Below are 25324 nucleotides of genomic sequence, written 5' to 3' on the forward strand. Positions count from 1 at the left end.
AAAACACTAGTGATAACAAAGATATTAATCAATCCAATCTAATTTTGGTCAATGGCAAGCATTAGGTTTTATATAGCCCAATCAATAGTACCACCGTGGTTTATTCCAGTACCATTTCGGTACGTTATTACTATGAGTCTTTTTGATATCAAAATAACCACACCGTGTTTGCTTATGGTTATTAAAAATTATTTTCCTATTAAAAGCCTTTTCTCAATTAATAGTATTTAGTAGGCTAAAATGAAAAACATGCTAGCTAGGGTAATATCTATGTCTCAAGATTTTAACGTTTACCTCTCTTCTAAGTCACTCCCATCACCTTTCGAGTGGCAGGCGGAAATAGCCAAGGTTAATAAATCACTGATTATGGATACTGATTTTGACTTACTCACCTTTTCTGGTTTTCTTCCTTATCAATTAGATAACGAGATTACCGGCTTTGAATACGGCTCATGGTTTATGGATGATGATCATAAAAAAGAAATTAATATACCTACAGCTGATTTCTGTATTTTATTCTCAGTTGGTAACCGACCGCTTGAATTGATAGCAGCTGTAATATCCGCATACTGCCTTGTAAAGCTAACTGATGGAGTCCTGTCAGATCCCCAAGCAGGTATTCATATACCGCCATCTCAGATTGACTCTTGGATGAAGGCGATGTTGGCAAAGTAGCCCTAGCACTCTACGCCCATCAATATACTGAGCATGTTTATACGTTCCACGAATAGAGTTTATTAACGTGTGCTAGCTGTGTCTCAATCCATGCAGTGTTATAACCTTGTTCATGTAGGATGGTGCTCATTGTGTGCCTGAAGCCGTGGCCTGTGGCTCTACCACTATAGCCCATGCGCCTAATCATCGTATTCAGTGCCATATCTGGTATGTGCTTTCTATAATCAGTGCGACTAGGGAATATATATTGATAACTGCCACTGATGGGATGTGTCTGTTTCAGCAAATCAATCACCTGCTTTGATAGCGGTACAATATGAGGTCGGCGTGTAAGCACACTTGATTAGCATATTTGTTAGCTTCATAAGTCACTAATATTGTAGAGGGAATTCTATATAAAAAACTATGCAACAAATTATTGTAGAGATTTAGAAAGACGTTAGTAGACTTCGGTAGAGTGAGATTTAGCTAGAATGCTTGATTTACTTGGGATTGGAAGACTTTAGTAGACTTGATTAGAAGTGAAGATGGCGGAGGAGGAGAGATTCGAACTCTCGGATGGTTTCCCATCGGCGGTTTTCAAGACCGCTGCCTTCAGCCGCTCGGCCACCCCTCCGCAATGACGTGCACTATAAACATCTGCGCTTTCGATGTAAACCCCCTATTTTATCAATTGCTATAAAAATAAGCACTTAATGTGTTAATGGGCTAAATTATCAACATTTCCAACAGGTCGCTTGGGTTATCGCCTATTTTTTGCTAAATTTGCACTCTGTTTTTGTTTAGGTTGAAATCTGTATGTTGCTTTTTAACGGCCAAGAAATTGAGACTGACCCTCAGGGCTACCTTATCGATAGCCAACAATGGAGCGAAGATCTTATTCCTCTTCTCGCAGAGCAAGAAAATATCACTTTGACAGAAGAGCACCTTGAAATCATTCGCTTTGTTCGCGCATTCTACTTGGAATTTAATACATCTCCTGCCATCCGTATGCTCGTGAAAGCCGTTTCACAGCAATTTGGGGAAGATAAAGGAAATAGCCGCTACTTATATCGACTATTCCCTAAAGGCCCAGCAAAGCAAGCAACAAAACTTGCCGGCCTGCCAAAGCCCGTGAAATGTATTTAAATGGCTAGCCAATTAATAGCGGACCGAAAAATCCGCTATTTTTTCAGTGTGCCAATTTTCACTAAAATAGTGATCAATCTTTGCTCCTGGAGGGCCACCTGCATTGAGCCATTCTTCGACAAAACGGATATCTTGGTCTGAACCATAGATACCCAGTGCGACACTGCCATCTTCGCGATTATAGACATACCCTTTTATGCCATTTTGATTCGCCCAATGATACGTTTGGTAACGAAAACCAACTCCTTGTACACGACCATAGATATAAAACAAACGTCCGGTTGATGTTGTCATTTTGGCCCCCATTATCAGTGCATTATTTACTAAAATACGATTTATTACAGTTGTCTTTTATTCATCGAACATATAATCTGGAATTGAGGCACTGCTTTTCAATGTTGCATATAAGACAGTGTATTGCGTTATGAGTAATTGTCCATACATTGGCTTGAAAACGCGGAACACTGCCCCAATATAAAGTTATAGCATAAGCAAGGCTTTTAGGAGGTGGCTATGATGATCACCAGTAAATATGGGATCGGGCAACAAGTTAGACATAAACTACTCGGCTACCTAGGCGTTGTGGTCGACGTCGATGCCGAATATTCGCTCGAACAACCACACGATGATGATATTGCTTCAAACAGCACATTACGTGATCTGCCTTGGTACCATGTTGTTATGGAAGATGACAACGGCGAAGCTATTCATACTTATTTGGCTGAAGCGCAAATTACTTATGAAACCGCTGATGACCATCCAGAGCAACCTTCCATGGACGAATTGGCAGAGTCTATTCGCTCACAATTACAGGCACCGCGCCTACGTAACTAGTTGTTTATAAAATTATTAACTTGTATCCAACAGTAAAGCAGCCCAACGCTGCTTTACTGTATTGTCATGCTTACTTTTCTAAACCTAATAAAGGGATTTCTTGTTTTGGGCATCTATCCATAACAAATTTCATGCCCGCAGCAAGTGCGATGTTTTTCGCATCTTCACTAATAACCCCCTTTTGTAGCCACAGTACTTTGGCTTTAATCGCAACGGCTTCCTGTGCGATCCCCACCGCGGCTTCAGCATTACGAAATACATCCACCATATCTATTGGTTGAGGAATATCCGCTAATTTTGCGTAGACTTTTTGCCCTAATAGCATTTGCCCTGCTAATTTAGGGCTGACAGGGATTACGGTATATCCTTGCTCTAATAAGTACTCCATCACTTCATAACTTGGACGATCTTTTTTATCACTTGCGCCAACTAAGGCGATCGTATTGACACTACGTAATATTTCAGCAATTTCTTGGTTAGTCATCAAAATAACTCCCTAAATCAGTAAACTATTAATCTACAATATGATATATGTTGTAGTGTGTGCTAACTCAATTTTTCTACTATGAGTACCACGTTGATGTTGCTGGCAAGATGAGAGAAAACATGGATTATGTTTTCAATTACCCCAGAAAGTTATGAGATAGTCTTTCTCTCATTATTGCGATAAAAACCAGCAGATCGCGACAAACACGTCATTATTAATATGCTTAGCGTGATACCACGCCACCTTTAAGGGAACATCATGGAATCAACTACTCGTACAATAAAAAACACTAAAAATATAGCACTCGTTGCCCATGACCACTGTAAATCTTCATTATTAGCTTGGGCAACAAAGAATAGCGAACAACTTAAATCCCACCAACTGTTTGGAACGGGTACCACAGCGAAACTGATTAGTCACCATACAGGGCTTCATGTTACTGGTATGCTTAGCGGCCCTATGGGCGGTGACCAACAAATAGGAGCGATGATCTCCGAACAAAAAATCGATGTTTTGATCTTTTTCTGGGACCCTCTGAATGCCGTTCCTCATGATCCAGACGTGAAAGCCTTATTACGTTTAGCGGCTGTTTGGAATATCCCTGTAGCCACTAATCCAGCAACAGCAGACTTTATTATTACGTCACCCTATTTTAATGGTGCAATTGATATAGTGATCCCTGATTACCAGCAGTACTTACAAGAACGCACAAAATAAGCCTTCAAGAGCCGGATAGTTTATCCGGCTCTTTGCTATTTAAGGTTTTTTCTGTCTAGGCACACCTAACTGTTTTAATTCACTAACGAACTCTGATGGTTCATCGGGGTTATACAGTAGCCATACTTGCTGTTTTGCACGCGTCATTGCCACATATAACAGCCGCCTCTCTTCTGCGTGCTCAAACTCCTCATGTTTAGGGAGTAACACTTGTTCCATAATGGATTCGCGTGCCGCCGCTGGGAATCCATCCTTCCCACTGTTCAGCCCACAAATAATGACATGATCGGCTTGCTTCCCTTTAGAGGCATGAATGGTCATAAACTCAATCTTAAGCTTTGGCCAGCGTGTTTGCGCTTTACTTAAGATTTCTGGTCGCAGATAGTGATAACGTGCTAAACATAAAATAGTTTCATTTTCCGTGACATAACCACTCATCTTATCGAATAAACGCTCCAGTGCATTTTCATAAAGCAAAACGACTGACTTTTTATTGCCTTTAACGAGGCTATTAAGTGGTTTATCGAGCTGCGTCGGATTTTGCAATATAAAGCGATTCGCAATTTCACCAATGCGCTGATTAAACCGATAAGTGGTGTCTAATGCGCACAGCGCTCCTTCGCCAAAATTGTGTTCAAAAGAGGTTGTCAGATCAAGCTCTGCCCCGCTAAAACGATATATAGCCTGCCAATCATCACCAACAGCAAAAAGTGACGTTTGTTTATTCTGTTGACGCAATGCCTGTAGCAGTTTTGCTCTTAACGGCGAAATATCTTGAAATTCATCGACCAATATGTGTTTCCAAGGGCTAATAAAACGCCCTTTCTCTAATAAATTAACAGCTTGATGGATCAACCCAGAGAAATCGATAGCCCCTTCATCTTTTAGAGCACTTTTCCAAGCCTTTAATAAAGGTGACATGAGACGAAGGCGTTTTTGAAACAGATCTCTAAACTGCTCGTCGGCAGATTCGATCATCTCTTTCTGGCTACCGCCATGCATACGCATTAAACTTAACCAGCGCTCTAAGCGACTTACTATCTTTTTACTGATTTTTTCATCTTTCCAGAATTCACCTTCCGGCACATCCCACTGTAGCTCCTCAGTTAGCCACTCCCGCCAGCCTTTCGCTTGCGCTTTTTTCGTACTGCACTGTGTACGCCATTCATTCAATAACAATTCACCGCGTTTTTGAGAGTCAGTTTCGAATTCACTGATAGCAGGTGATTTATTGCTTCCTTCACGAATGATATAGAGCGCTAGCGCATGAAATGTTTTGGCTTCAATATCCTCCTGCTGCAAACGCTCTTGGATACGTTCATTCATTTCTTGCGCCGCTTTACGACCAAACGCTAATAATAAGATTTGCTCAGCCTTAGCGAGCTTTCTTAAAAGAAGCCAGCCGGCTCTCGCGACTAATACTGACGTTTTCCCACTCCCCGCCCCAGCAAGTACTAAAACGTTATCTTCTCCATTAATGACGGAGAGTGCTTGGCTTGAGTTTAACGGGGAGGTTTCAACATGTTGGAAAAAATCACTATAGCGTGACAGGATTGATTCACTCCATTGTTGGTTAACCTGTTGCCGACAACGTTCTCCATCATTGAGCCATTGCAAACAGTAGTGATAAGGGGCAGCACAGTTTTCAAATTGACTGACTCGCGCTAACGGCAGAGGAAGGGAGGAAAATTGCTCGCTGATCTTTTTACGAAAGGTGTTTAATTCACGCAAGCTAAACCAATTATCCTGCTGAGTTTGCTGCTGTATTCCTTTTGCGAGGGCGACAAGCACTTGAGCACTGACCTCACTCATTTCAATGCTCCATTGTTGCCATTTATCATTTAAATAGTGATAAAAGCGTTGCGTTTGCTTCCATTCGGTTCCATGCAAACGAACAACTTGCTCATCAGCTAGTTCAAACTCTAACTCCCCCCAAACAATTCCCCTTTTGCAATGAATATCAATTAATTGGTTAAAAGGGATAAGATATTGATGTTTTTCACCACTCACCTCAATGCCAGCATTTAATAAGCGAACCCGATTATAGGGATGCTGAGCCAGGCGCTGCCCAATCTGTGTTGATTTCAGTTCCATACATCCTGCACCTGAGTAGTTCAATCATGAAAATAACGGCTGCTTGATTCCAGACAGTTTTTTATTACTTACAAACACGCTATCCTATATAGACTCTAAATATTCGAGTTGTATCTAGGCGGCAGGTTAAACTGCTTGTTTATTCGTCGAAAAGACGCCCAAGGAGCCTATAAACCTTGAGCACTTCAACACGTAACAGCTAGGCAACTTAAAATATAACGAGTATAGACTACGAAATGTTCGCCTCTGAGGTACTTTGTGTTAACGCTGCTTACCAGTTATCGTCGTGTTTTATATAACAGTCATGCTCTATATTATATCCGAATCTTAATCGCCCTGACAGGGACGACACTGATCCCTTGGTTATTGGGGCAAGAGCCTAAAGTCACAATCCCTCTGACATTAGGTATGGTAGCGGCCGCCTTGACCGACCTAGATGATAGGTTGACTGGCCGATTAAAAAACCTAGCTATCACCCTACTTTGTTTTTTTATTGCCTCAGTTTCGATTGAGTTACTGTTCCCGCATCCCGTTCTGTTCTTTTTTGGGTTGGCACTCTCGACCTGTGGGTTTATTCTCTTAGGGGCGCTAGGTCAACGCTACGCCACTATTGCATTTGGTGCGTTATTGATAGCCATCTATACCATGCTTGGGGTGCCAATATTTGATACTTGGTACCAACAACCCGCCCTATTACTTATTGGGGCTATTTGGTATAACCTTCTTACGTTGATCGGCCACATTCTTTTCCCTGTTCGGCCTTTACAAGATGCGATCACTCAATGTTATCAACAATTAGCCGCCTACCTCGATGCAAAGGCCAACTTATTCGACCCTGATCTTGAAGATGACTACCAACAGTCAGTCTATGATTTAGCCTTAGTCAATAGCACCTTAGTCAGTACGATGAATCAGGCTAAAATTGCGCTGCTCAGTCGGCTCAAAGGCGATAGAGGCCAGAAAGGAACACGTAATACCCTACAATATTATTTCGTTGCACAAGATATCCATGAACGGGCTAGCTCATCACACATACAATATCAGCAACTGAGTCGTACGCTACGCCATAGCGATATTCTCTTTCGTTTCCAACGACTACTTAGCATGCAAGCGCGGGCTTGCCAACAGGTAGCACAATCTGTTTTGTGGCGTAAGCAGTACCAACATAACCCGCGCTTTGAAGGTACTTTTGCTTACCTTGAAAACTCACTGCAACTGCTAAAACAACAGTCACCTGCAATTCATGAAATTAAGGCGCTGTATAATCTACTCAAAAATCTAAAAGGGATTGATGTCCAACTGAGAGGGCTTGGCCTCGAACAAGGTTCACGCCAACAGAATAATAAACAATTTGAACAACTCTCAGATGAGTCACCTTCAGGCATCAGTGATATCATCGCGCGCTTCAAGCACCATTTAACGCCGCAATCCGCCCTGTTCCGCCATGCAGTTAGGATGTCTCTCTTATTATGTACAGGCTATCTCATCATCCAATTATTTGATTTAGAAAGAGGATATTGGATTTTATTGACTAGCTTGTTCGTTTGTCAGCCTAACTATAGCGCAACAAAACGGCGGCTCGCACTCCGTATTATTGGCACACTGATTGGGATCCTCGTTGGCTTGCCGCTATTAAAATTTGTTCCTTCTATGGAAGGGCAGCTCACCTTAATTGTTATCTCTGGGTTACTGTTTTTTGTTTTCCGCAGTAGCCAATATGCGCAAGCGACACTATTTATTACTCTGCTCGTTCTATTTTGTTTCAACCTGCTAGGGGAAGGATTTGAAGTTGCTCTCCCTCGGGTCATTGATACGCTAGTTGGTTGTTTTATAGCCTTCCTTGCTGTTAGCTTTATATGGCCTGATTGGAAATTCCGCCAGTTACCGCAGGTTGTGCAAAAAACCATGAACAGTAACTGCCGCTATTTAGATGCGATTTTACAGCAATATTACCAAGGTAAAGATAACAGTCTGGAATACCGTGTTGCACGCCGCGATGCCCACAATAATGATGCTGAGTTTGCTTCTATCGTTTCCAATATGGCATCCGATCCTAAATCGTATAAAGTCACTCAAGAGCAAGCCTTTAGGCTCCTCTGCCTCAACCACACCTTACTGAGTTATATTTCAGCATTGGGTGCGCACCGAGAGCAAATGCAAAATGAGGAAAACCTGATTATTTTGAGTGATGCTATCTGTTATGTAGAAACATCATTACAAGTCATGAGCCTAGATACCTTAATGGATGAGAAATCAGAACGTCTACGAGAGAGTATCACTCATCGCATAGATAGCATATCGACCAGCGATGATGAAAAGACGGTTCTTATTATGGAACAAACAAGGCTGCTGCTTGAACTGATCCCTGAAATAAAATCCATGATCAAACAAATTAATATTCCCGTTACTTCGCCTCTTGCAAATGGCCATCATTCAGCCATATAGCGGATAAATCAAACTGATGAGCGGGTGTCAAAATACAGCGTTAATTGTTACACCCGCTTGTGCGACCTTTAGCCTAATACGGTTCAACCAACGCTGTTGTACCAATTAATCAACTCTTGTTTAATTTGTGTCGGCAGCACAGCACTGTGATAACCTTCGATTGCACCAGCCAACCCAATTAATAATTTGATACTAGGGGAAAAACGACCAAGCTGTTTTAACTTCAAAAAACACGCTTTCGCGCCTATTTCACGTAAATCGTCGGCTTTATGAATACCTATTTTCCCTAATGCCCTTTCAACCGACATATTCATATTAGGTAAATCTTTTATCCGAGTGACGGCAGACTGCTTTTGCTGCCGCTCTTCAATAGCTGAACGATAGGCTAAATCAATGCAGTGCAATAAAAGCGCTTCATTCTCCCAAATCTGCTGAGGTAACTGATAATAGCGCAGCTCTAGTGGGATCCCTTTTTTACTGAAAACTAACCGTTCAAGTTCAATTGATTCAAAGTAGCTCCTTGCAAAAAGGCAGCCACGTAAATATAAGAGCCCATCAAGCGCTAAGCCAACAATAACGTTATCAACAATCAAACAATAGCCGCCAAAATAGTTTTTCTTTTTAAATTCACCAAAACCTTTTAACAGCTGATCTAATCGAGAATCATTTTTTTCCGTTAAAGACATACCCCCAAACTCCTTATGAGCATTCATCTACTTCCATCCTTGTGTGTGAAACTATAAATACCTTAATTTTACAAACAATTAGCAGAAGTACATTCTGAGAGGATCCGCTAAAAACTCCAAGAATATTGCAGATAAAAACAACAAAGTTGCGAAGCGCTTTGAAAAAATAGTCTTGATATTGGATAAATATACAGTTACTGTATATACATACAGTTTGATTGTGAGGTGAACTATGGCTATTTATTCTTGGAACAAGGCAACTGAACATTCTGTTAACCACAGCACACAAGCAATGCCTTCAACACCGCCTATTGATGGCTCGATGCAACAAGGCATGGTGAGTGAGCTGGTTTACGATGAAAAACATCCTATTATGGATTACATTCTACTGCCGATGTTGCGTCAGTTCGGGGCGCAATCTCGTTGGCTGCTTTGGCTAAGCCCCAATAAAAAGTTAAGTCGTCACTGGTTAATGCAATCAGGCTTGCCTATTAACAAAATTATGCAACTCAGCAATATGGCGTCGATAACGACGATAGATGCGATGGAAAAGGCATTAAGAAGTGGTAATTATAGTGTTGTTTTAGGTTGGCTACCGGAATTAAATAAACAGGACTTTGCTCGCTTACAAACGGCAGCACAAGAAGGACATTCTATCGGCTTTATTATGCGCCCTCAAAAAACACATAATATCGCAAGTATCCATTCTGGACAGCAAAATAACCTAAAAATTCACTCTAACTATTATCACTAGCCAAGATTAAGAATATTCTTAGTAAATTTGACATTCGGATATCTCAGACTCAGAAAATACCGAAAAAATAATTGAGATCAATGTGATAGATAATAATCAACTCAAAATAGGATTACGTTTATCTCTCTGATTTATCCGCTAAAAAATGTTTTTTTACCATGATTTTTGCTTGCTCTACTTGTATCTTTTTTAGTTCGTTGTAGACTTTAGCTTGTTAAGGTTATGGCATTATTTTTTACTTTTTATAAATTTTTGTAGATAATGTCAGCGAAACCTAGCAAGTATTTTAAACCAATGGCGAATAATAAGGCTCTTTGAAGCCATGCCTATATTGGATGATAACGAGGCGTAAAAAATGAAAAAGACAGCTATCGCAGTAGCAGTGGCAGTAGCAGCTTTCGCAACTGTTGCGCAGGCAGCTCCAAAAGACAACACTTGGTATACCGGTGCTAAACTGGGTTGGTCTCACTATGAAGATACCAGCTTCACTCCAGTTGATCGTGAAAACACTGTAGGTAAAAGTACTGACCGTGATACTTTCGGTGCTGGTGCATACGCAGGTTACCAATACAACCAGTACATGGGCTTCGAGCTTGGTTATGACTGGTTTGGTAAAATGAAATACAAAGGTGCTGGTAACAACGGCGACCTGAAATCAATGGGTGTTTCTCTGACTACCAAACTGAGCTATCCAGTAATGGACGACTTAGACGTTTACACTCGTTTAGGTGGTATGGTATGGCGTACTGATGTTAAAGCACACCAAACAGGTGAAGAGCGTTACAAAGAAAACGATACTGGTGTTTCTCCTGTATACGCACTGGGTGTTGAATATGCAATCACTCCAAACTGGGCAACTCGTTTAGATTACCAATGGGTTAGCAACATCGGTGATAACGACAACCTGGGCGTACGTCCTGACAACGGCATGCTGAGCGTTGGTCTGGCATACCGCTTCAACCAAGAAGCAGCACCAGTTGTTGAGCCAGCTCCAGTTGTTAAGCCAGCGCCAGTTGTTGAGAACAAGCGTTTCACTCTGCGTTCAGACGTTCTGTTCAACTTCAACAAAGCAACTCTGAAACCAGAAGGTCAGCAAGCACTGAACGAACTGTATAACGAACTGAGCAGCATCGACCCAACTCAAGGTCGCGTACTGGTAGTTGGTTTCACAGACCGTATCGGTTCACAAAACTACAACCTGCCACTGTCACAAAAACGTGCTCAGTCAGTTGTTGATTACTTAGTTGCTAAAGGCGTTCCAGCAAGCGCAATCGCTGCTGAAGGTCGTGGTAAAGAAGATCCAGTAACTGGTAACAAATGTGACAACGTTAAAGGCCGTGCAGCTCTGATCGAGTGTCTGGCTCCAGACCGTCGCGTTGAAATCGAAATTCAAGGTACAACTGAAGTTGTCACTCAACCAGGTGCTTAATTCTTAGCCCCTCGTTCGAATTTCGAACTGAATACAAAAAACCCCATTTCGATGGGGTTTTTTTTTATGCTAAAAATCATCAGCTCACTAAACACAATCTGTCATTGTTACGATTAAATCGATCGTGGTCGAAAAAATAATGGCGGGTTACAAAGCATTTCGTTGGGAATAAAACGATCGTGGTTGATCAACGGGCAACTTGAGATAATCGTCCCCCCCTATTTTTTGGTACTTGAATTCCCTAGAATCGCCTGTAGGTCTTGCTTTAACGAACTCATTTGGCTCTCATACTTATCTTTATGCTCAGCATCTTCGATCAACTGAATGATCGTCTCTGATAATGTTTTATTGCGTTTCACTGCAAGGTTAGATAAACGCTGCCAAACAGAAAAGTTAAGGTCGATAGATTTTTTTCTGGTATGGGGATGCTCAGCATTGAAATGACGTTTACGTCTTGCTCGAATGCTTTGCTTCATACGGTTATCCAATTGTGGATTCATATGCAAAGCGATCCATTTTAAAACCTCTGTGGGCTGGTTTTCCATTTTGAGCAATAGCGCGATAGCCTCACTTTCGGCACTTCTTTCGATATACCGAGTAATTGGCTCACCACTTCGGGACTTCTTCACCAGATATTCCCATTTCCAGCCACATTCTAAATTTTCAAGCTGCTGATATTTCATATTTTTTCCTGACGAAGATCGAACCTGACCTATATTAGCAATTTTAGATGAAGATACGCAATTTAAGCACCACCGTCGACCTATTATTGACAAAGAAGATAACAACTAGGCACAAAATAGTGTACAATCAACGTTCATCTATTAACAATTTAATGAACAAGCATGTCAACATTTGAATGCATACTTCTCGTATATGGGATAGGCGGGGTGTGCTCAGCGCTTATAACACTACTCCTGACTAAAGACCCTAATATCTTTATGAGATTGCTCAGTGCGCTCTTAATTGGCTTAACATGGCCAATGTCTTTGCCTGTTGTGCTATTATTTTCTTTATTCTAACTGATTATACGACAATTATTGCTGCAAGATTGGCGCTCAAACGCTAATATAGCAACCTTGCCCTATGGGTAATAAATTGGCCTGAAAACAACATATACTCTAAATAGTTTGCAGTACAGCGAATTGCTCAAAAAATGAGCCGCCGCTAATGTACTAAAGTCTGTGAGTCGTACATATGTATGTCGTCAATAACGGGGCAGCCTACAATAAAAAGAGTATAAAATATCCAAACCAAATTCAGGCATACGCGCCCTGCTCACCGACAGGCATTTTACTTATAATCATATTAATAGCAGAAAAATTATAGTGATCAGTCAAGAACTAACATGGCAAGGCCTAATACCTGACCTAACGCCTTACCAGGCAAACTTTGTTTCTTCAGATACCCTGACTCCTGCTTCTTTGTCAGAAATCCAGCCAAGGCTATTTGATAGCATTGAGCGCTTTATCAAAGAGAATTCACGGACTCGATTTATGTTTATCAAGTCCGACGACAGTGAGCATTATCTAGCAACATTTGCTGAGGCGATCCGCCCTTTACTGACCCCATTTTCGCCCATTAATGGTGATTATCAACTCACTGAAAATAAACTTGCTTTCAAATGGTGTCCTGAAATTGAGGGGCGCTTCTCAAGCCGAGCAAATATTGCCTGTCGCCATTGGATTGAGCCGGAACAACTGTTTGGGTATATCACACCATCATTACATCCAGTGCCGGGTTTATTACATCACGTTAATGGTGGAGTATTGATATTATCGGCATCATCATTGGTCTCTCAACCCCTGATGTGGCAGCGGCTACAAAATATGATAGCTCGCCGCCAATTCGAATGGTTGCCTTTCTCCGATAATCAACCATTACCGATTGAAATTGAACCTCAGCCACTCGATATCAAGTTAATCATTGTTGGTGACCGGCTTGAGCTTGAAGAGTTTGAGTACACTCACGCAGATCTCTTTGAACATGCTATTTATGGGGAATATGAACCCATAATGTTCTTTGATAATGAAGAACAACTCGCCTTGTGGATGCGCTATATAAAATCAATTATTAATGCTAACCATCTCCCCGAAATCGCACCTGATGGTTGGCCTACGTTTATCACTCAGGCAACACGGTTTTGTGAAGATAAATTTAATCTGCCTCTTGATACACAGTGGCTAGCCCGCCGATTGACGGATGCCTCTCACTATCAGTCAGGCAACTTAATGGACGCCAATGCCTTTAATCAGGCTGTGGAAAACCGCCTATGGCGCCATAGTTTCCTGACAGAACGTTCACAAGACGATATTCTGCAAGAACAGGTTTTTATCAAAACCGAAGGCGAAGTGATAGGACAAATCAATGGATTGTCCGTCTTGCACTATCCTGGGCACCCAGAAGCGCTGGGAGAGCCTTCGCGCATTACCTGTGTCGCCCATTTAGGTGATGGGGAATTTGTCGATGTTGAACGGAAAGCCGAGCTTGGCGGCAACATTCATGCTAAAGGCATGATGATCATGCAAGCTTATTTAAATTATGAGCTAAAATTGGAGCAGCCTCAGCCATTCTCAGCCTCGATTGTTTTTGAGCAATCCTATGGTGAAGTTGATGGCGATAGCGCCTCTCTTGCCGAACTTTGTGCGTTAATTAGTGCATTAGCGCTCCAGCCTATCGATCAGCAAATCGCCGTCACCGGTGCTGTCGACCAGTTTGGTTATGTGCAGCCTATAGGTGGTGTAAACGAAAAAATCGAAGGCTTCTATGATATTTGTGCTCAGCGTGGTTTAACAGGGCAACAAGGGGTAATTATCCCAATGGCTAATGTGCGCCATCTCTGTGTCAAAGAGGCTGTTGTCAATGCCGTACAAGAGGGGCAATTCCATATTTGGCCTGTGGAGCATGTTGCTCAAGCGATCACATTACTCACTAAGCAGCCCTATTTTGAGCAGCAAGCTGAAGGTGATAACGTACACCTGTTAGCTTTAATTCAAGAACGCATCAATCAAGCAAATTCACCCGAAAAACCAAAACTTCCATGGTTCCTAAAATGGCTTGGTTGAATAAAAAAATATCAGATCGGAGTTGTTCAGCGTACAAGTGTAAGCTATCCTGTATTCTTAAACTTAATTAAGGCTATCAGAAGAACATGGTTGATAAACGCAGTTCCTATACAAAAAGTGATTTAGAAGCTTCTGGAAGAGGCGAATTATTTGGCGAAAATGGGCCTCCATTACCTTCAGGTAATATGTTGATGATGGATCGTATCATCACCATGACTGAAGATGGTGGTACCTTCAATAAAGGCTATGTCGAAGCTGAATTGGATATCAATCCAGACTTATGGTTCTTCGGCTGCCATTTTGTTAATGACCCTGTTATGCCTGGCTGTTTAGGCCTAGATGCCATGTGGCAACTCGTTGGTTTCTACCTCGGGTGGCTCGGCGGGGAAGGCAAAGGTCGTGCTCTTGGTGTTGGTGAAGTAAAATTCACGGGCCAAGTACTTCCAACGGCTAAAAAAGTGACTTACCGTATCAATTTTAAACGTGTTATTAACCGTAAATTGATTATGGGTCTTGCCGATGGTGAAGTACTGGTTGATGGTAAAGTCATTTACGTGGCTAATGACCTAAAAGTGGGTCTATTTAAAGACACTAGTGCTTTCTGATCCCGCACCTAAGCGCTAAAAACTAAAACCTCCGCAATGGCGGAGGTTTAAAATTTGTTTGAAGTGAATTAAAAAACCGTTTATTTAGGTTCTCTAACGAATAAGTTAGGCTTTGTTCTGCCTGATTATGCAGAGAGAATCGCCCTGTCCTCCATGGCTTTACGCCAGCCTCCTAACCAGTGCGATCGTGCATCTACAGATTGGTAGGGGCACAATTCTTTAGAACGACCTGCTATACCTGCTTGATAACCTCTTGATAAAGCTCTTTCTAAACGGTCTCGCTTCTGTCTTTTCATGCCTTACTTCCCTCATTGTCTAAAATGGAAAAGAAAACAGCACCTAAGCCCTTCATAGCGTTAAGTTAAGTCACTAGTGGGATTCCGCTCACCGACCCTTTCTTGATACTTAGGGATAGCTTGCCTTGCCACTCACAGACAATTCAAACTATGTAGGGGATCATCTCATTTAGGTACACTATAGAAATACAGCCGACAGATTAGAAAATCAAGTAAAGAATTTCATATAAATGTCATAAATGCTATAAATGTGATTTATATTTTCAAATTATGACAACTCGTTGATTTTAAATAAATTAATATCAATTTTATTATATGTATTTATATTGAAATATTTTATAATTGAATGATATGCAACCAATTTTATAAAAAAATGCACCTTAGCCAATGACGGCGTAAGATGCACTTTATTGATGAAAATAGTGAATATTACTTAAGATTTATTGGCCTCTTTAGCAATCTCACTCGCAACTTGCTGCCATCCATCAGCCAGCGTACGGACTAATTCTGGATAGCCATCTTCTTTTTGTTCAAGCTGTATATCGAAGTTACGACGGATGATCTCTTTGCCACGCGACAAAGTCCAGAACCCTTGAACTAATACCTTGCCATCGTAGCGGCCATTAAAACTTGTTAGCGTAATATCCAATGTGTCCGGCGAATTCTGCAAAGGTTGTAATGAGACTAAACGCCCCGGCAACGCAGAAGACAATTCACTCACCATGGATTGTCCTAACTGTTGTTCTAATGGGCTAGCCCATAAATGGGAGCTAGCATTATTGTAACTGACATCTGACGTTTGGTAAGTAATACCATTTGATGTCAGAACATCCGCCAGCATGATGCGCTGTAACCAAATTTGATTTTGTTGCCCCATCACAACCGCACTTTGTGTTGCCGGCGATTTCACCGGCAATTGGTAATACACTTTTTCAGGGGTGCTGCTACAAGCCGCCAGCATTAAAACAAATATCGATATCAGATATCTCATTATTTTTTCACTCCTTTCGGTACAGGATCCTTAGACGGCTCAGCTTCGAATACCAAGGCATTACTCTTATTATTCAAAGTACGTAACAGTGGCTGAACTTCCCTAAGCACCTGATCTAAACGTTGCATATTATCGACCATCTTATTATATGCAGGAGACCCCGGCTGGAACCCTTGCATCGCACGGTTCATTTCATTCAACGTTTTTTGCAAGTCTTGAGGGAGTTTCTGGAACTCTTTACTTCCCATCACTTTATTTAGCTCAGCGAGCATAACTTGCGCTTCTTTGATCGTTTTTTGCCCTTCAGCCAACGTTTGAGTCGTTTGATTCAGCATAGGCTCAATCGGCATCGCATTGATTTTATCCAGCACAGAAATCACTTTTTGCTGAATTTGCGCTAAGCCACCGCTCGTCGTTGGGATGACTTTATAACCAGCCACCACAGTTGGCCCTTTATATTCAGGCACATTAGGCACAAAGTCGAGATCAACAAACAGTGCCCCTGTTAGCAAGTTCCCAGATTTTAACGATGCACGAAGCCCATCCTTCATCGCTAATTTCAACTCATTTTTCAAGTTAAAATCAGCACCAACATCTTTTGCAAAACGCTCAGGCTCAATATGAATTAATACAGGAATACGGAAATCGTTATCCAGTTTTTGGTCGAGGCCTTTGGTATAGAATGGCACTTGAGCGACCGTTCCTAGGCGAATACCACGGAACTCCACCGGTGCACCAGGCTGTAGCCCACGTACTGAGTCAGAGAAGAACAGAACGAAATCTTGGTATTCAGTATACAGAGAGTTTTGAATACTACTTTGGTTATCAAAGAGTTTAAATTCTGTATTTTCTTTTACACCTTCCCCCGGCGCCCAGCCAGCAGGTACATCAAAGCTTACGCCTCCTGTCAGCAAGGTGGCAATAGAGCCAAGCTCAACATGGATCCCTTGCGATGACATATCAAATGCAATACCACTGTCCTTCCAAAAGCGCACATTCGTACTAATTAACTTATCATAAGGTGCGTTGATGAACAGTTGATAGCGCATATCACGCTTACTCATGTCGAAATTACTGGTTTCAACTGAGCCAACACGGTAGCCTCTAAACAGTACAGGGTCGCCTGGATTGAGTTGTCCAGCGCGGTCACTCACCAAGATAACGCGGATCCCTTTCGCATCCGGTGAGGCTAAAGGCGGCGAATCAAGCAGTGTAAACTCGTTATGCTCCTTTTTAGAGTTACCGGGTTGTAATTCGATGAAAACTCCCGAAAGCAATGTGCCTAATCCTGTCACACCTTCACGGCCAATTGTCGGTTTTACGATCCAAAATGCAGAATCCGCACGTAGGAGATCTTTCATATCGCTATTTAAGCGTGCTTTGATAACAACTCGACTGAAGTTGTCATCCAGCGTCACGCTTTCAACAATACCAATATCCACACTACGGCTCTTGATTTTGGTTTTACCCGCTTCAATGCCTTCTGCATTGTAAGTAATTAATGTCACTTCAGGGCCTTGATGGCTGAAGTGATAAAATAGTATCCAAGCACCAATGAGAACAGTAACGATAGGGATCACCCAAACAGGTGACCAACTTTTCAATTTACTGATTTTGGCATTGGCCTGTGGTGTTTCTTGTTCACTCACCCGATGGCTCCTTCTTGTTCAACAACTTTTACCGCACTTTTCTTTTCACAACGATCCCATGTTAATCGAGGGTCGAAAGTCATCGCAGCAAACATCGTTAAAATCACAACGACACCAAAGAAAATAACGCCCTGTGCAGGGACGATACTCATTAATTGCCCCATTTGTACCAATGCGGCCAAAATAGTAATGACAAACACATCGATCATTGACCAACGCCCCACATACTCCACCAATTCATAAATAAAGTGCATTCGATGTGGGTCTCGGTTGCCATAACCTTGAGAGTCAAGACATAACCACGCGATACCTATCATTTTTAACGAGGGCACCATAATACTGGCGATAAAAATAATTAATGCGACAGGATAAGAGCCATCCCCCCACAATAATATCACGCCGTCCATAATCGTTGAGTCCATATCGCTACCCAACATATTGGTCGTCATCACCGGTAAGACATTCGCTGGAATATATAGGAAAAACGAGGTCAATAGCAGCGCAACTGTCCACTGTATACTTTGATGCTTACGTACGCTACCACGAGCGTAACAGCGCGGGCATTGGGATTGTTCCGCCGGTAAGATAGCCGTGCACACTAGGCACAGCCTTACGTTTTGGCTGATCCCAGTTCGCCCTACTTCTAATTTATGAGCTAACTTAGGGGCTGCTTCAATTTTGTTCCACATCCAATGCCGGTCAAGGCATTGAAATGCCCTAACTTGCAAGAGGCAAAATAGACAATACGGCAAAAAGCTTAACCCAACACCAATGTCACCATAAGCAATCAGTTTTACAAAGCTAACCAGAACCCCTGCGAGGAAAATTTCCGCCATACACCAAGATTTCATTTGAAATAGGATACGGCTGATCCACACTTTGATTCTTTTTGGAACATACACTTGTAATCCCAATAGTATGATTGTCACCATACAAAAGGCAGGGATGACTAATGAAAATAACAGAAAAAAGAGGGCTAAGCTGCTGTAACGCGTTGTCGAAATAATCTCGATAATTTGAAATATAGAAATTTCATTTTCAATCCCAGCCGCACTCATTTTGACAAATGGAAACATACAAGCGACGAGCAGCATAATTAATGCGCTAAACGCATACGCTGCCGGCTGCTTGTATGGATAGCGCCACTTTGACACCAACACTGTATGACAGCGTGGGCAGGTTGCTTTAGTCCCCTGTTCTAATTCAGGTACCGCAACCAGCATGTCGCATTGTGTGCACAGCACATGTTCATGAGACTCATGAGAGCACAAGGTGATTCGCCCCTTCTTATTTCCTGAACGATAAACTAGCCATTTTTCAGTAGCTCAAGCTCTTGCCAGCGGTCAAACGCCTGCTCTAGCGCTTGTTCCTTTTCAGCTAATGTATTTAATGTTTTTTCGGTTATATCGTGAGGCTGGTTGAAGAAATCAGCATCACCAATCGCCGCTTGAAGTGCTTCAATTTCACCTTCTAGCTGTTCGAGCTTCGATGGTAATTGTTCTAATTCACGTAGTAAATGGTAGCTTATCTTATTATTTCGCTTTGTAGGTTCTTTTACCTTAGGCGATTTATCTTGCTCCGCTATTTTACTTTGTTGTGAATTTTTCAAGCTCACGGTTTGTGCTTTTTGCTGTTGGGCATCAAAATAGCCTCCAGCGTAACGGTTAATCACCCCGTTACCTTCAAAAATCCAACACTCTGTTACGCTATTATCAACAAATTCACGATCATGACTAACCAATAAAACAGTGCCTTGATAGCTATCGACCAACTCTTCAAGCAGTTCTAGTGTTTCGACATCAAGGTCATTGGTCGGTTCATCGAGGATCAATAAGTTGCTTGGCTTTAAAAATAAGCGTGCAAGTAACAAACGATTACGCTCACCACCAGATAATGCTCGTACCGGTGTCATGGCGCGTTTGGGCGGGAACATAAAGTCTTGTAGATAACCGAGTACGTGGCGTGGTTTACCATTGACCATCACCTCTTGCTTCCCTTCTGCAAGGTTATCCATGACCGTCTTATCAGGATCGAGTGCGGCGCGGTGCTGATCAAAATAAGCGACTTCTAATTTAGTTCCACAGTGCACTCTGCCACTATCTGCTTTGAGATCACCCAACATCAATTTGAGCAGGGTTGTTTTACCGCAGCCGTTTGGCCCAACTAAAGCGATTTTGTCTCCACGTAACACTTGCGCACTAAAGTCTTTAACCAGTACTTTATCATTGATTTGGTAATTCACATTTTCCAGTTCAAAGACAATTTTCCCTGAGCGAGACGCTTCCTCAACCTGCATTTTCGCACTTCCCAGCACTTCACGGCGCTGAGAGCGTTCTACGCGCAAGGCCTTGAGTGCACGAACACGCCCTTCATTACGGGTACGTCTCGCTTTAATACCTTGTCTGATCCACGCTTCTTCTTGGGCCAACTTGCGGTCAAATTCTGCATTTTGCATCTCTTCCACACGCAACGCTTCTTCTTTTGCCACCAAGTAATCATCATAATTGCCCGGCCATGACGATAACTTGCCTCTATCCAGATCAACAATACGTGTTGCCATATTGCGAATAAATGAGCGGTCATGGGAAATAAATACGATACTACCTTGGAAATCTTTCAAAAAGTTTTCTAACCATAAAATGGTTTCGATATCCAAGTGGTTAGTCGGCTCATCAAGAAAGAGGACTTGTGGATTACTCACTAATGCACGACCAAGAGCCGCTTTACGTAGCCAACCCCCAGACAGTGATGACAGTTGAGTATCCGCTGGCAAATCCAATTTTTTCAAGACATCACTGATACGGGCATCCAATAGCCATAAGTTACGGCTATCTAGTACTTCTTGTAATTCAGCTAATTTATTTAAATTCTTTTCACTCGGATCGGTTTCCACCAATTTAGAAACATGGTGATACTCTTTGAGGTATTCTGCCTGCTCTGCTACGCCTTCGGCAACAAAGTCAAAAATCGTCCCTTCAATATTACGGGGTGGGTCTTGCTGTAAACGAGCAACCACGAGATCTTGTTGGTAAAGCAGTTGCCCATCATCAAGAGGCTGCTCTTTAGTTAGGACGCGCATGAGTGTCGATTTACCCGCACCGTTGCGTCCAACTAAACAGACACGCTCATTTTCTTCGATATGAAGTTCCGTGTTATCCAATAAAGGGGCATCACTAAACGAAAGGTATGCACCCGATAAATTAATTAAAGCCATTGATGTTATCCTTTATGCTGCATGGCGGATCAGCCAGCAGTTATGAATCTGACGATTACGAGCAAAATCTTCTGAACGCGTTTTGGCGGTAATTTCTTCTGCTTGTAGTCCTAACGCATTCAGAGCTTCGATATCCATTTTAAAGCCACGCTTATTGTTAGAGAACATGATGGTACCACCACGACGTAACATGCGTTTTAGGTGAGTGATCAACTGAACATGGTCGCGCTGTACATCAAAAGTACCATCCATTCGCTTTGAGTTTGAGAATGTTGGCGGATCAATAAAGATCAAATCAAATTGTTCTGGGCTATTCGCCAACCAGTTTAAGCAGTCAGCTTGGATCAAGCGATGTTGGCGCCCCGTTAAGCCGTTAGCCTGTAAGTTTTTCTCTGCCCACTCAAGATAGGTACGCGACATATCAACTGACGTGGTGCTTTTCGCGCCTCCAAGCCCTGCATGAACTGTTGCGGAGCCGGTGTAGCAGAAGAGATTAAGAAAATCTGCACCACGACTCATTTGTCCTAACATGCGCCGAGCAATGCGGTGGTCTAAAAACAGCCCCGTATCAAGATAGTCGGTTAAGTTCACCAGCATCTTAGCGTTGTATTCTTGCACTAAAAAGAAATCCTCTTTTTGTGCTAGTTTTTCATATTGCTGTTTACCTTTCTGACGTTGGCGTGTTTTTAATACCAACTGGTTAGATGACAGCTGCAATACATTCATCGTCGCCGTGATCACATCAAATAAACGTTGGCGCGCTTTGCGTTCATCCACCGTTTTCGGTGGTGCATACTCCTGTACGACCACTTTGTCACGATAAACATCGATAGCCACATTATATTCTGGCAAATCTGCATCATAGATGCGGTAGCAATCAATCCCTTGCTGTTTAGCCCACTTGCTGAGTTTTTTATGGTTCTTACGTAAGCGATTAGCAAAATCAGGAGAGATTTCACCGACCGTTTCCGACGGTGTTTCTGCCAATAAATAATTTTTCTGTACGCAATCCAATGGGCCATTTTTGGCCTTAAATTCACGTTCAGAGCGTAGTTGTAAGCAACTTAACAGTTCAGGAGAGGCACTAAAAATAGATAAACGCCAACCAGGGAAACGCGCCTTCACAATACGGCCTAATTGGCTATGTAAAGCAATCAATGCAGGCTCACTTTCAAGACGTTCGCCATAAGGCGGGTTACTTAAAATGGTTCCCTTAATGCCTGTTTCAACAGGGTTTTCAAGCATAGCAGCATCGCCATGATTGAAACTCACTAATGTTTGAACGCCCGCCCTACGTGCATTAGAGCGCGCCATATCAAGCACTCGTTTATCGATATCAAAACCATAAAAACGCGATGTTGTCTCTTTTAGGCCTTGACGAAAACGCACTTGCGCTTCCGTGATCAGCTCTCGCCATAATGCAGGGTTATATTTTGACCAAGCATAGAACCCCCAGTGTTCACGGTACAAGCCAGGCGCTCTGTCTGCTGCAATCATAGCCGCTTCAATCAATAGTGTGCCGGAGCCACACATAGGATCGACCAGGGGGGTGCCCTGCTGCCAGCCTGAGCGATTGATAATTGCAGCGGCTAACGTCTCTTTTAATGGCGCTTGCCCTGCCAAATCACGATAACCACGGATATGAAGTGCATCACCACTTAAATCAAGCGCTACACTAGCTTTCTCTTTATTCAAGTAAACATTGATACGAATATCAGGCTGCTGGCGTGCAACATCAGGCCGCTGATCTAATTTACGTACGAAGCAATCGACAATGGCATCTTTAACTTTTAAAGCACCATATTGGCTATTGCGGATCTCTTCGTTTGTACCACTAAAGTGAACTGAAAATGTGTCCTCAACTGAGAATACCTCAGTCCAATCGATAGCTTGTACACCAAGGTATAAATCTAAGTCGCTATAAACATCAAATTCATTCAATGGTAATAAGATACGGGATGCCAGCCTACTCCAGAGTAGACTCTGATACATCACCCGTTCATCAGCCTGAAAATAGACGCCCCCTTGTGCAACTCGGCACTGACTAGCGCCCAGAGCTTCCAATTCCGATTTCAATAGTTCTTCTAGGCCACGAGCTGTGCTGGCAAACAGAGAATTCATAGTATTTTTTACCAATTTGGATGAAAAATTGTTGCGCATTATAGCTAATCTTATGGACTTGTCATAAAGTTGCTCAGCAACAATTATAAGGATTAAATAATGATTACGCTTTCACGCCTTTATACGCACCCAGTCAAATCAATGAGAGGGATACGCCTGTCTCATGCATACGCCGATACCAGTGGGCTAATATTTGATCGCAATTTTATGGTAACAACGCTGGAAGGTAAATTTATCACGGCAAGAAAATACCCTCAGATGTTACTATTTACACCAGCAATGTTAAATAATGGGCTTTATCTCAAAGCACCCGATGGTGAAAGTGTGACGGTATTGTATCAGGACTTTGATGAGAATCAGAGTCCAACTGAAGTCTGGGGCAATCATTTTCATGCACTCATTGCGCCTGAATCAGTCAATACTTGGCTAAGTCGTTATTTTGATGAGCCTGTTCAACTACGCTGGTTAAGTCCTCACTTGTCACGTCGCGTCAAAACCATGCCCGATGTGCCTATGTCGTTTGCCGATGGCTACCCCTTCTTATTAATTAATGAAGCTTCGGTACAAGAGCTACAAAGGCGTTGCCCCGCCAGCATTAAGCTCGAGCAATTTCGCGGTAATTTGATTATCACCGGTGCCCAACCTTTCGAAGAAGATACATGGAAAACGATTCAGATTGGCGATGTCGTTTTTAGCTTAGACAGACCATGTAGCCGCTGTATTCTAACGACTGTTAGCCCTGAAAAAGGCATTAAACATCCACACAGAGAACCATTAGCAACACTACAAACCTTCCGTACCACGGAAAGTGGTGATGTGGATTTCGGGCAAAATGTCGTTATCCATAATACTGGAATTATACGAGTGGGTGATACCGTGACGGTTCTTGAAAAGAAACAACCTAATCAGTATATCCCAAAAGAGCGAGAAACGGATAATAAAGCGAAAACTCCTTCTACGCCATTAAGTACGGTCACAGTCACTTTTGAAAATCATGATTATGAAGGAAATAACCAAGAAGTGATCCTTGAACAATTGGAATCAAAAGGGATCACTTTACCTTATTCCTGCCGTGCTGGTATTTGTGGTCAATGCAAAATAAAGTTGATTGAAGGGGAAGTCACACCATTAAAACAAAGTGCAATTAAAGCGGATGGTTATATCTTAGCCTGTAGTTGCATTCCCAAAAGTACCATTAAATTAGCTTTAAGCTAATTTTCTAACACCATCATCTCAATAATAACGATTATTTTATTGATGGTGTTATTGGCGAATATTAAAGAATATCCATATTAATAGATCATGGACGATCAATTAAATGACATTCTCATACAGTAAGCGATTAGACTTGCGTTTATATTGCCTCATGCGATCATTCATGATCTTAATTGGATCACAAAAGCGTAATTTACGATCAGGCAATTCTAATTGTGCCTCCGCTAATAAACACAAACTTGCCGACGTACCAGCCTCAGCAATAATAAATGTCGCTATATGATGGCTATTTTCTAAACACACTTGAATAAGCTGACCTTGCGCAGGTACTTGAATATCGTGAAAAGGAGAAAAATACCAACTTTTCGGCATTTGCGGTTTTAAAAAGCGAAATGCCACTAAACTGTTCAGTACTAATTCAGCCCGTTCTTCATGAGATAGATTTAATTTTTTAGCCTGCTCATCAAATATATAAAACTCCGCAGCATCTTCAATGCTAAAAGGCATTTCATCACGTGCGAATGCTGTCAGCATTTTTGCGGGAAAACATGAGCGAAATATCATGCCGTTGGCGAGATCTAGCATCACCCTATCATGGTCATGATCAAAATACCAACGCCAATGATCATCGGGTTTTATTATCATAAACGATCCCTTAGCGATTTACCGGTATACTCACCATACTTTAAGTTGCCAATTGAGTCGTGCTCAATTACCCTAGCTGTTGCATTATTTTGCTCTAAGGATTTTTTAAACGAATAATTCGCTTACTGCCTAAAAGCAACTCAAATGAGTTAGAGTATAAATATATTTTTAAGATACTAGCTCAAAATAATTCGATCTTAAAAATGCAAAACAAAATGATTTAAAAATAGACAGCCAACTCAATATAGATTAAAAGGGAGCATAAATAAAGCCC

The 25324-nt window shown here is 42.0% G+C and carries 23 protein-coding genes, 1 tRNA gene and 1 pseudogene; 11 read left to right on the forward strand and 14 right to left on the reverse strand.

Going from position 1 to position 25324, the window contains the following annotated elements:
* Nucleotides 1–270: 270 nt before the first annotated feature.
* A complete protein-coding gene (locus I3B46_RS14765; protein WP_014657971.1) occupies nt 271–675 on the forward strand; it encodes a hypothetical protein in 405 nt (134 codons plus the stop codon).
* On the opposite strand, the pseudogene I3B46_RS14770 reads toward I3B46_RS14765, so the two are convergent.
* Together I3B46_RS14770 and I3B46_RS14775 are read right to left on the reverse strand one after the other, a co-directional pair.
* Nucleotides 601–1003, reverse strand: a pseudogene (locus tag I3B46_RS14770) (tyrosine-type recombinase/integrase); the annotation flags it as partial. The gene I3B46_RS14765 and the pseudogene I3B46_RS14770 sit on opposite strands and share 75 nt — an antisense overlap.
* A 200-nt stretch (nt 1004–1203) precedes the next feature.
* A tRNA-Ser gene (locus I3B46_RS14775) sits at nt 1204–1291 on the reverse strand.
* A 182-nt stretch (nt 1292–1473) separates the two neighbouring features.
* Between I3B46_RS14775 and I3B46_RS14780 the strand changes: the two genes are divergently transcribed.
* On the forward strand, nt 1474–1803 hold the full coding sequence (locus I3B46_RS14780) for a TusE/DsrC/DsvC family sulfur relay protein (protein WP_004918228.1): 330 nt from the start codon (nt 1474–1476) through the stop codon (nt 1801–1803).
* Nucleotides 1804–1815: 12 nt separating this feature from the next.
* On the opposite strand, the gene I3B46_RS14785 is transcribed toward I3B46_RS14780, so the two are convergent.
* Complete coding sequence (locus I3B46_RS14785) at nt 1816–2097, reverse strand: acylphosphatase (protein WP_223854711.1); 282 nt, start codon at nt 2095–2097, stop codon at nt 1816–1818.
* A gap of 219 nt (nt 2098–2316) precedes the next feature.
* On the opposite strand from I3B46_RS14785, the gene hspQ reads away from it, so the two are divergent.
* Entirely contained in the window at nt 2317–2637 is a 321-nt protein-coding gene (hspQ, locus tag I3B46_RS14790; protein ID WP_004918224.1) for a heat shock protein HspQ, read from the forward strand.
* 70 nt (nt 2638–2707) lie between these two features.
* Here the strand turns inward: hspQ and I3B46_RS14795 are convergent, their stop codons facing one another.
* Nucleotides 2708–3121 carry a CoA-binding protein gene (locus I3B46_RS14795; protein ID WP_004918221.1) on the reverse strand — a complete coding sequence of 138 codons (414 nt, stop codon included), beginning with the start codon at nt 3119–3121 and terminating at the stop codon, nt 2708–2710.
* Between the two features lie 261 nt (nt 3122–3382).
* Here I3B46_RS14795 and I3B46_RS14800 point away from each other — a divergent pair, with 261 nt between their 5' ends.
* Nucleotides 3383–3841, forward strand: a complete 459-nt coding sequence (locus tag I3B46_RS14800; RefSeq protein WP_014657950.1) for a methylglyoxal synthase — start codon at nt 3383–3385, stop codon at nt 3839–3841.
* Nucleotides 3842–3880: 39 nt separating this feature from the next.
* Here I3B46_RS14800 and helD read toward each other — a convergent pair whose 3' ends face one another.
* Nucleotides 3881–5935 (reverse strand): DNA helicase IV, encoded by a 2055-nt coding sequence (gene helD, locus I3B46_RS14805; RefSeq protein WP_104873368.1) that lies wholly within the window; start codon nt 5933–5935, stop codon nt 3881–3883.
* Between the two features lie 258 nt (nt 5936–6193).
* Here helD and yccS point away from each other — a divergent pair, with 258 nt between their 5' ends.
* Entirely contained in the window at nt 6194–8380 is a 2187-nt protein-coding gene (yccS, locus tag I3B46_RS14810) for a YccS family putative transporter (protein ID WP_014657948.1), read from the forward strand.
* A gap of 83 nt (nt 8381–8463) precedes the next feature.
* On the opposite strand, the gene I3B46_RS14815 is transcribed toward yccS, so the two are convergent.
* Nucleotides 8464–9066 carry a TfoX/Sxy family DNA transformation protein gene (locus I3B46_RS14815; RefSeq protein ID WP_225829639.1) on the reverse strand — a complete coding sequence of 201 codons (603 nt, stop codon included), beginning with the start codon at nt 9064–9066 and terminating at the stop codon, nt 8464–8466.
* 232 nt (nt 9067–9298) lie between these two features.
* On the opposite strand from I3B46_RS14815, the gene sulA reads away from it, so the two are divergent.
* Both sulA and ompA read left to right on the forward strand, forming a co-directional pair.
* Nucleotides 9299–9820, forward strand: a complete 522-nt coding sequence (gene sulA, locus I3B46_RS14820) for an SOS-induced cell division inhibitor SulA (RefSeq protein WP_014657947.1) — start codon at nt 9299–9301, stop codon at nt 9818–9820.
* A 355-nt stretch (nt 9821–10175) separates the two neighbouring features.
* Nucleotides 10176–11249, forward strand: coding sequence for a porin OmpA (gene ompA / locus I3B46_RS14825; RefSeq protein WP_163762096.1), 1074 nt, complete (start codon nt 10176–10178; stop codon nt 11247–11249).
* A 218-nt stretch (nt 11250–11467) separates the two neighbouring features.
* Here the strand turns inward: ompA and matP are convergent, their stop codons facing one another.
* Nucleotides 11468–11932 carry a macrodomain Ter protein MatP gene (gene matP / locus I3B46_RS14830; RefSeq protein ID WP_004918208.1) on the reverse strand — a complete coding sequence of 155 codons (465 nt, stop codon included), beginning with the start codon at nt 11930–11932 and terminating at the stop codon, nt 11468–11470.
* Nucleotides 11933–12094: 162 nt separating this feature from the next.
* Here matP and I3B46_RS14835 point away from each other — a divergent pair, with 162 nt between their 5' ends.
* The 3 genes from I3B46_RS14835 to fabA all read left to right on the forward strand — a co-directional run bounded on the left by I3B46_RS14835 (nt 12095) and on the right by fabA (nt 14919).
* Nucleotides 12095–12271 (forward strand): GhoT/OrtT family toxin, encoded by a 177-nt coding sequence (locus tag I3B46_RS14835; protein ID WP_014657945.1) that lies wholly within the window; start codon nt 12095–12097, stop codon nt 12269–12271.
* Between the two features lie 306 nt (nt 12272–12577).
* On the forward strand, nt 12578–14314 hold the full coding sequence (locus I3B46_RS14840; RefSeq protein WP_036943637.1) for an AAA family ATPase: 1737 nt from the start codon (nt 12578–12580) through the stop codon (nt 14312–14314).
* A gap of 86 nt (nt 14315–14400) precedes the next feature.
* Nucleotides 14401–14919, forward strand: coding sequence for a bifunctional 3-hydroxydecanoyl-ACP dehydratase/trans-2-decenoyl-ACP isomerase (gene fabA / locus I3B46_RS14845; RefSeq protein ID WP_004918201.1), 519 nt, complete (start codon nt 14401–14403; stop codon nt 14917–14919).
* Nucleotides 14920–15044: 125 nt separating this feature from the next.
* Here fabA and rmf read toward each other — a convergent pair whose 3' ends face one another.
* The 6 genes from rmf to rlmKL form a co-directional block, all read right to left on the reverse strand.
* Complete coding sequence (gene rmf / locus I3B46_RS14850; protein WP_014657943.1) at nt 15045–15215, reverse strand: ribosome modulation factor; 171 nt, start codon at nt 15213–15215, stop codon at nt 15045–15047.
* A gap of 433 nt (nt 15216–15648) precedes the next feature.
* On the reverse strand, nt 15649–16206 hold the full coding sequence (pqiC, locus tag I3B46_RS14855) for a membrane integrity-associated transporter subunit PqiC (RefSeq protein ID WP_004918199.1): 558 nt from the start codon (nt 16204–16206) through the stop codon (nt 15649–15651).
* Nucleotides 16206–17855, reverse strand: a complete 1650-nt coding sequence (pqiB, locus tag I3B46_RS14860; RefSeq protein WP_004918196.1) for an intermembrane transport protein PqiB — start codon at nt 17853–17855, stop codon at nt 16206–16208. The genes pqiC and pqiB overlap by 1 nt, the downstream gene beginning before the upstream one ends.
* Nucleotides 17852–19126 carry a membrane integrity-associated transporter subunit PqiA gene (gene pqiA / locus I3B46_RS14865; RefSeq protein ID WP_071599643.1) on the reverse strand — a complete coding sequence of 425 codons (1275 nt, stop codon included), beginning with the start codon at nt 19124–19126 and terminating at the stop codon, nt 17852–17854. Before pqiA ends, pqiB begins: the two co-directional genes overlap by 4 nt.
* Nucleotides 19127–19161: 35 nt before the next feature.
* Nucleotides 19162–21069 (reverse strand): ABC transporter ATP-binding protein, encoded by a 1908-nt coding sequence (locus tag I3B46_RS14870; protein WP_004918188.1) that lies wholly within the window; start codon nt 21067–21069, stop codon nt 19162–19164.
* Between the two features lie 12 nt (nt 21070–21081).
* The gene (rlmKL, locus tag I3B46_RS14875; RefSeq protein ID WP_004918187.1) at nt 21082–23190 is read right to left on the reverse strand and encodes a bifunctional 23S rRNA (guanine(2069)-N(7))-methyltransferase RlmK/23S rRNA (guanine(2445)-N(2))-methyltransferase RlmL; all 2109 of its coding nucleotides are present in this window, start codon (nt 23188–23190) and stop codon (nt 21082–21084) included.
* 99 nt (nt 23191–23289) lie between these two features.
* On the opposite strand from rlmKL, the gene I3B46_RS14880 reads away from it, so the two are divergent.
* Nucleotides 23290–24405 carry a YcbX family protein gene (locus I3B46_RS14880; protein WP_104873367.1) on the forward strand — a complete coding sequence of 372 codons (1116 nt, stop codon included), beginning with the start codon at nt 23290–23292 and terminating at the stop codon, nt 24403–24405.
* A 99-nt stretch (nt 24406–24504) separates the two neighbouring features.
* Here I3B46_RS14880 and I3B46_RS14885 read toward each other — a convergent pair whose 3' ends face one another.
* Nucleotides 24505–25050 carry a cell division protein ZapC gene (locus tag I3B46_RS14885; RefSeq protein WP_004918182.1) on the reverse strand — a complete coding sequence of 182 codons (546 nt, stop codon included), beginning with the start codon at nt 25048–25050 and terminating at the stop codon, nt 24505–24507.
* Nucleotides 25051–25324 lie beyond the last annotated feature (274 nt).

It is taken from the genome of Providencia sp. 2.29, from assembly GCF_015832305.1.
Classification (GTDB): Bacteria; Pseudomonadota; Gammaproteobacteria; order Enterobacterales; family Enterobacteriaceae; genus Providencia; species Providencia stuartii.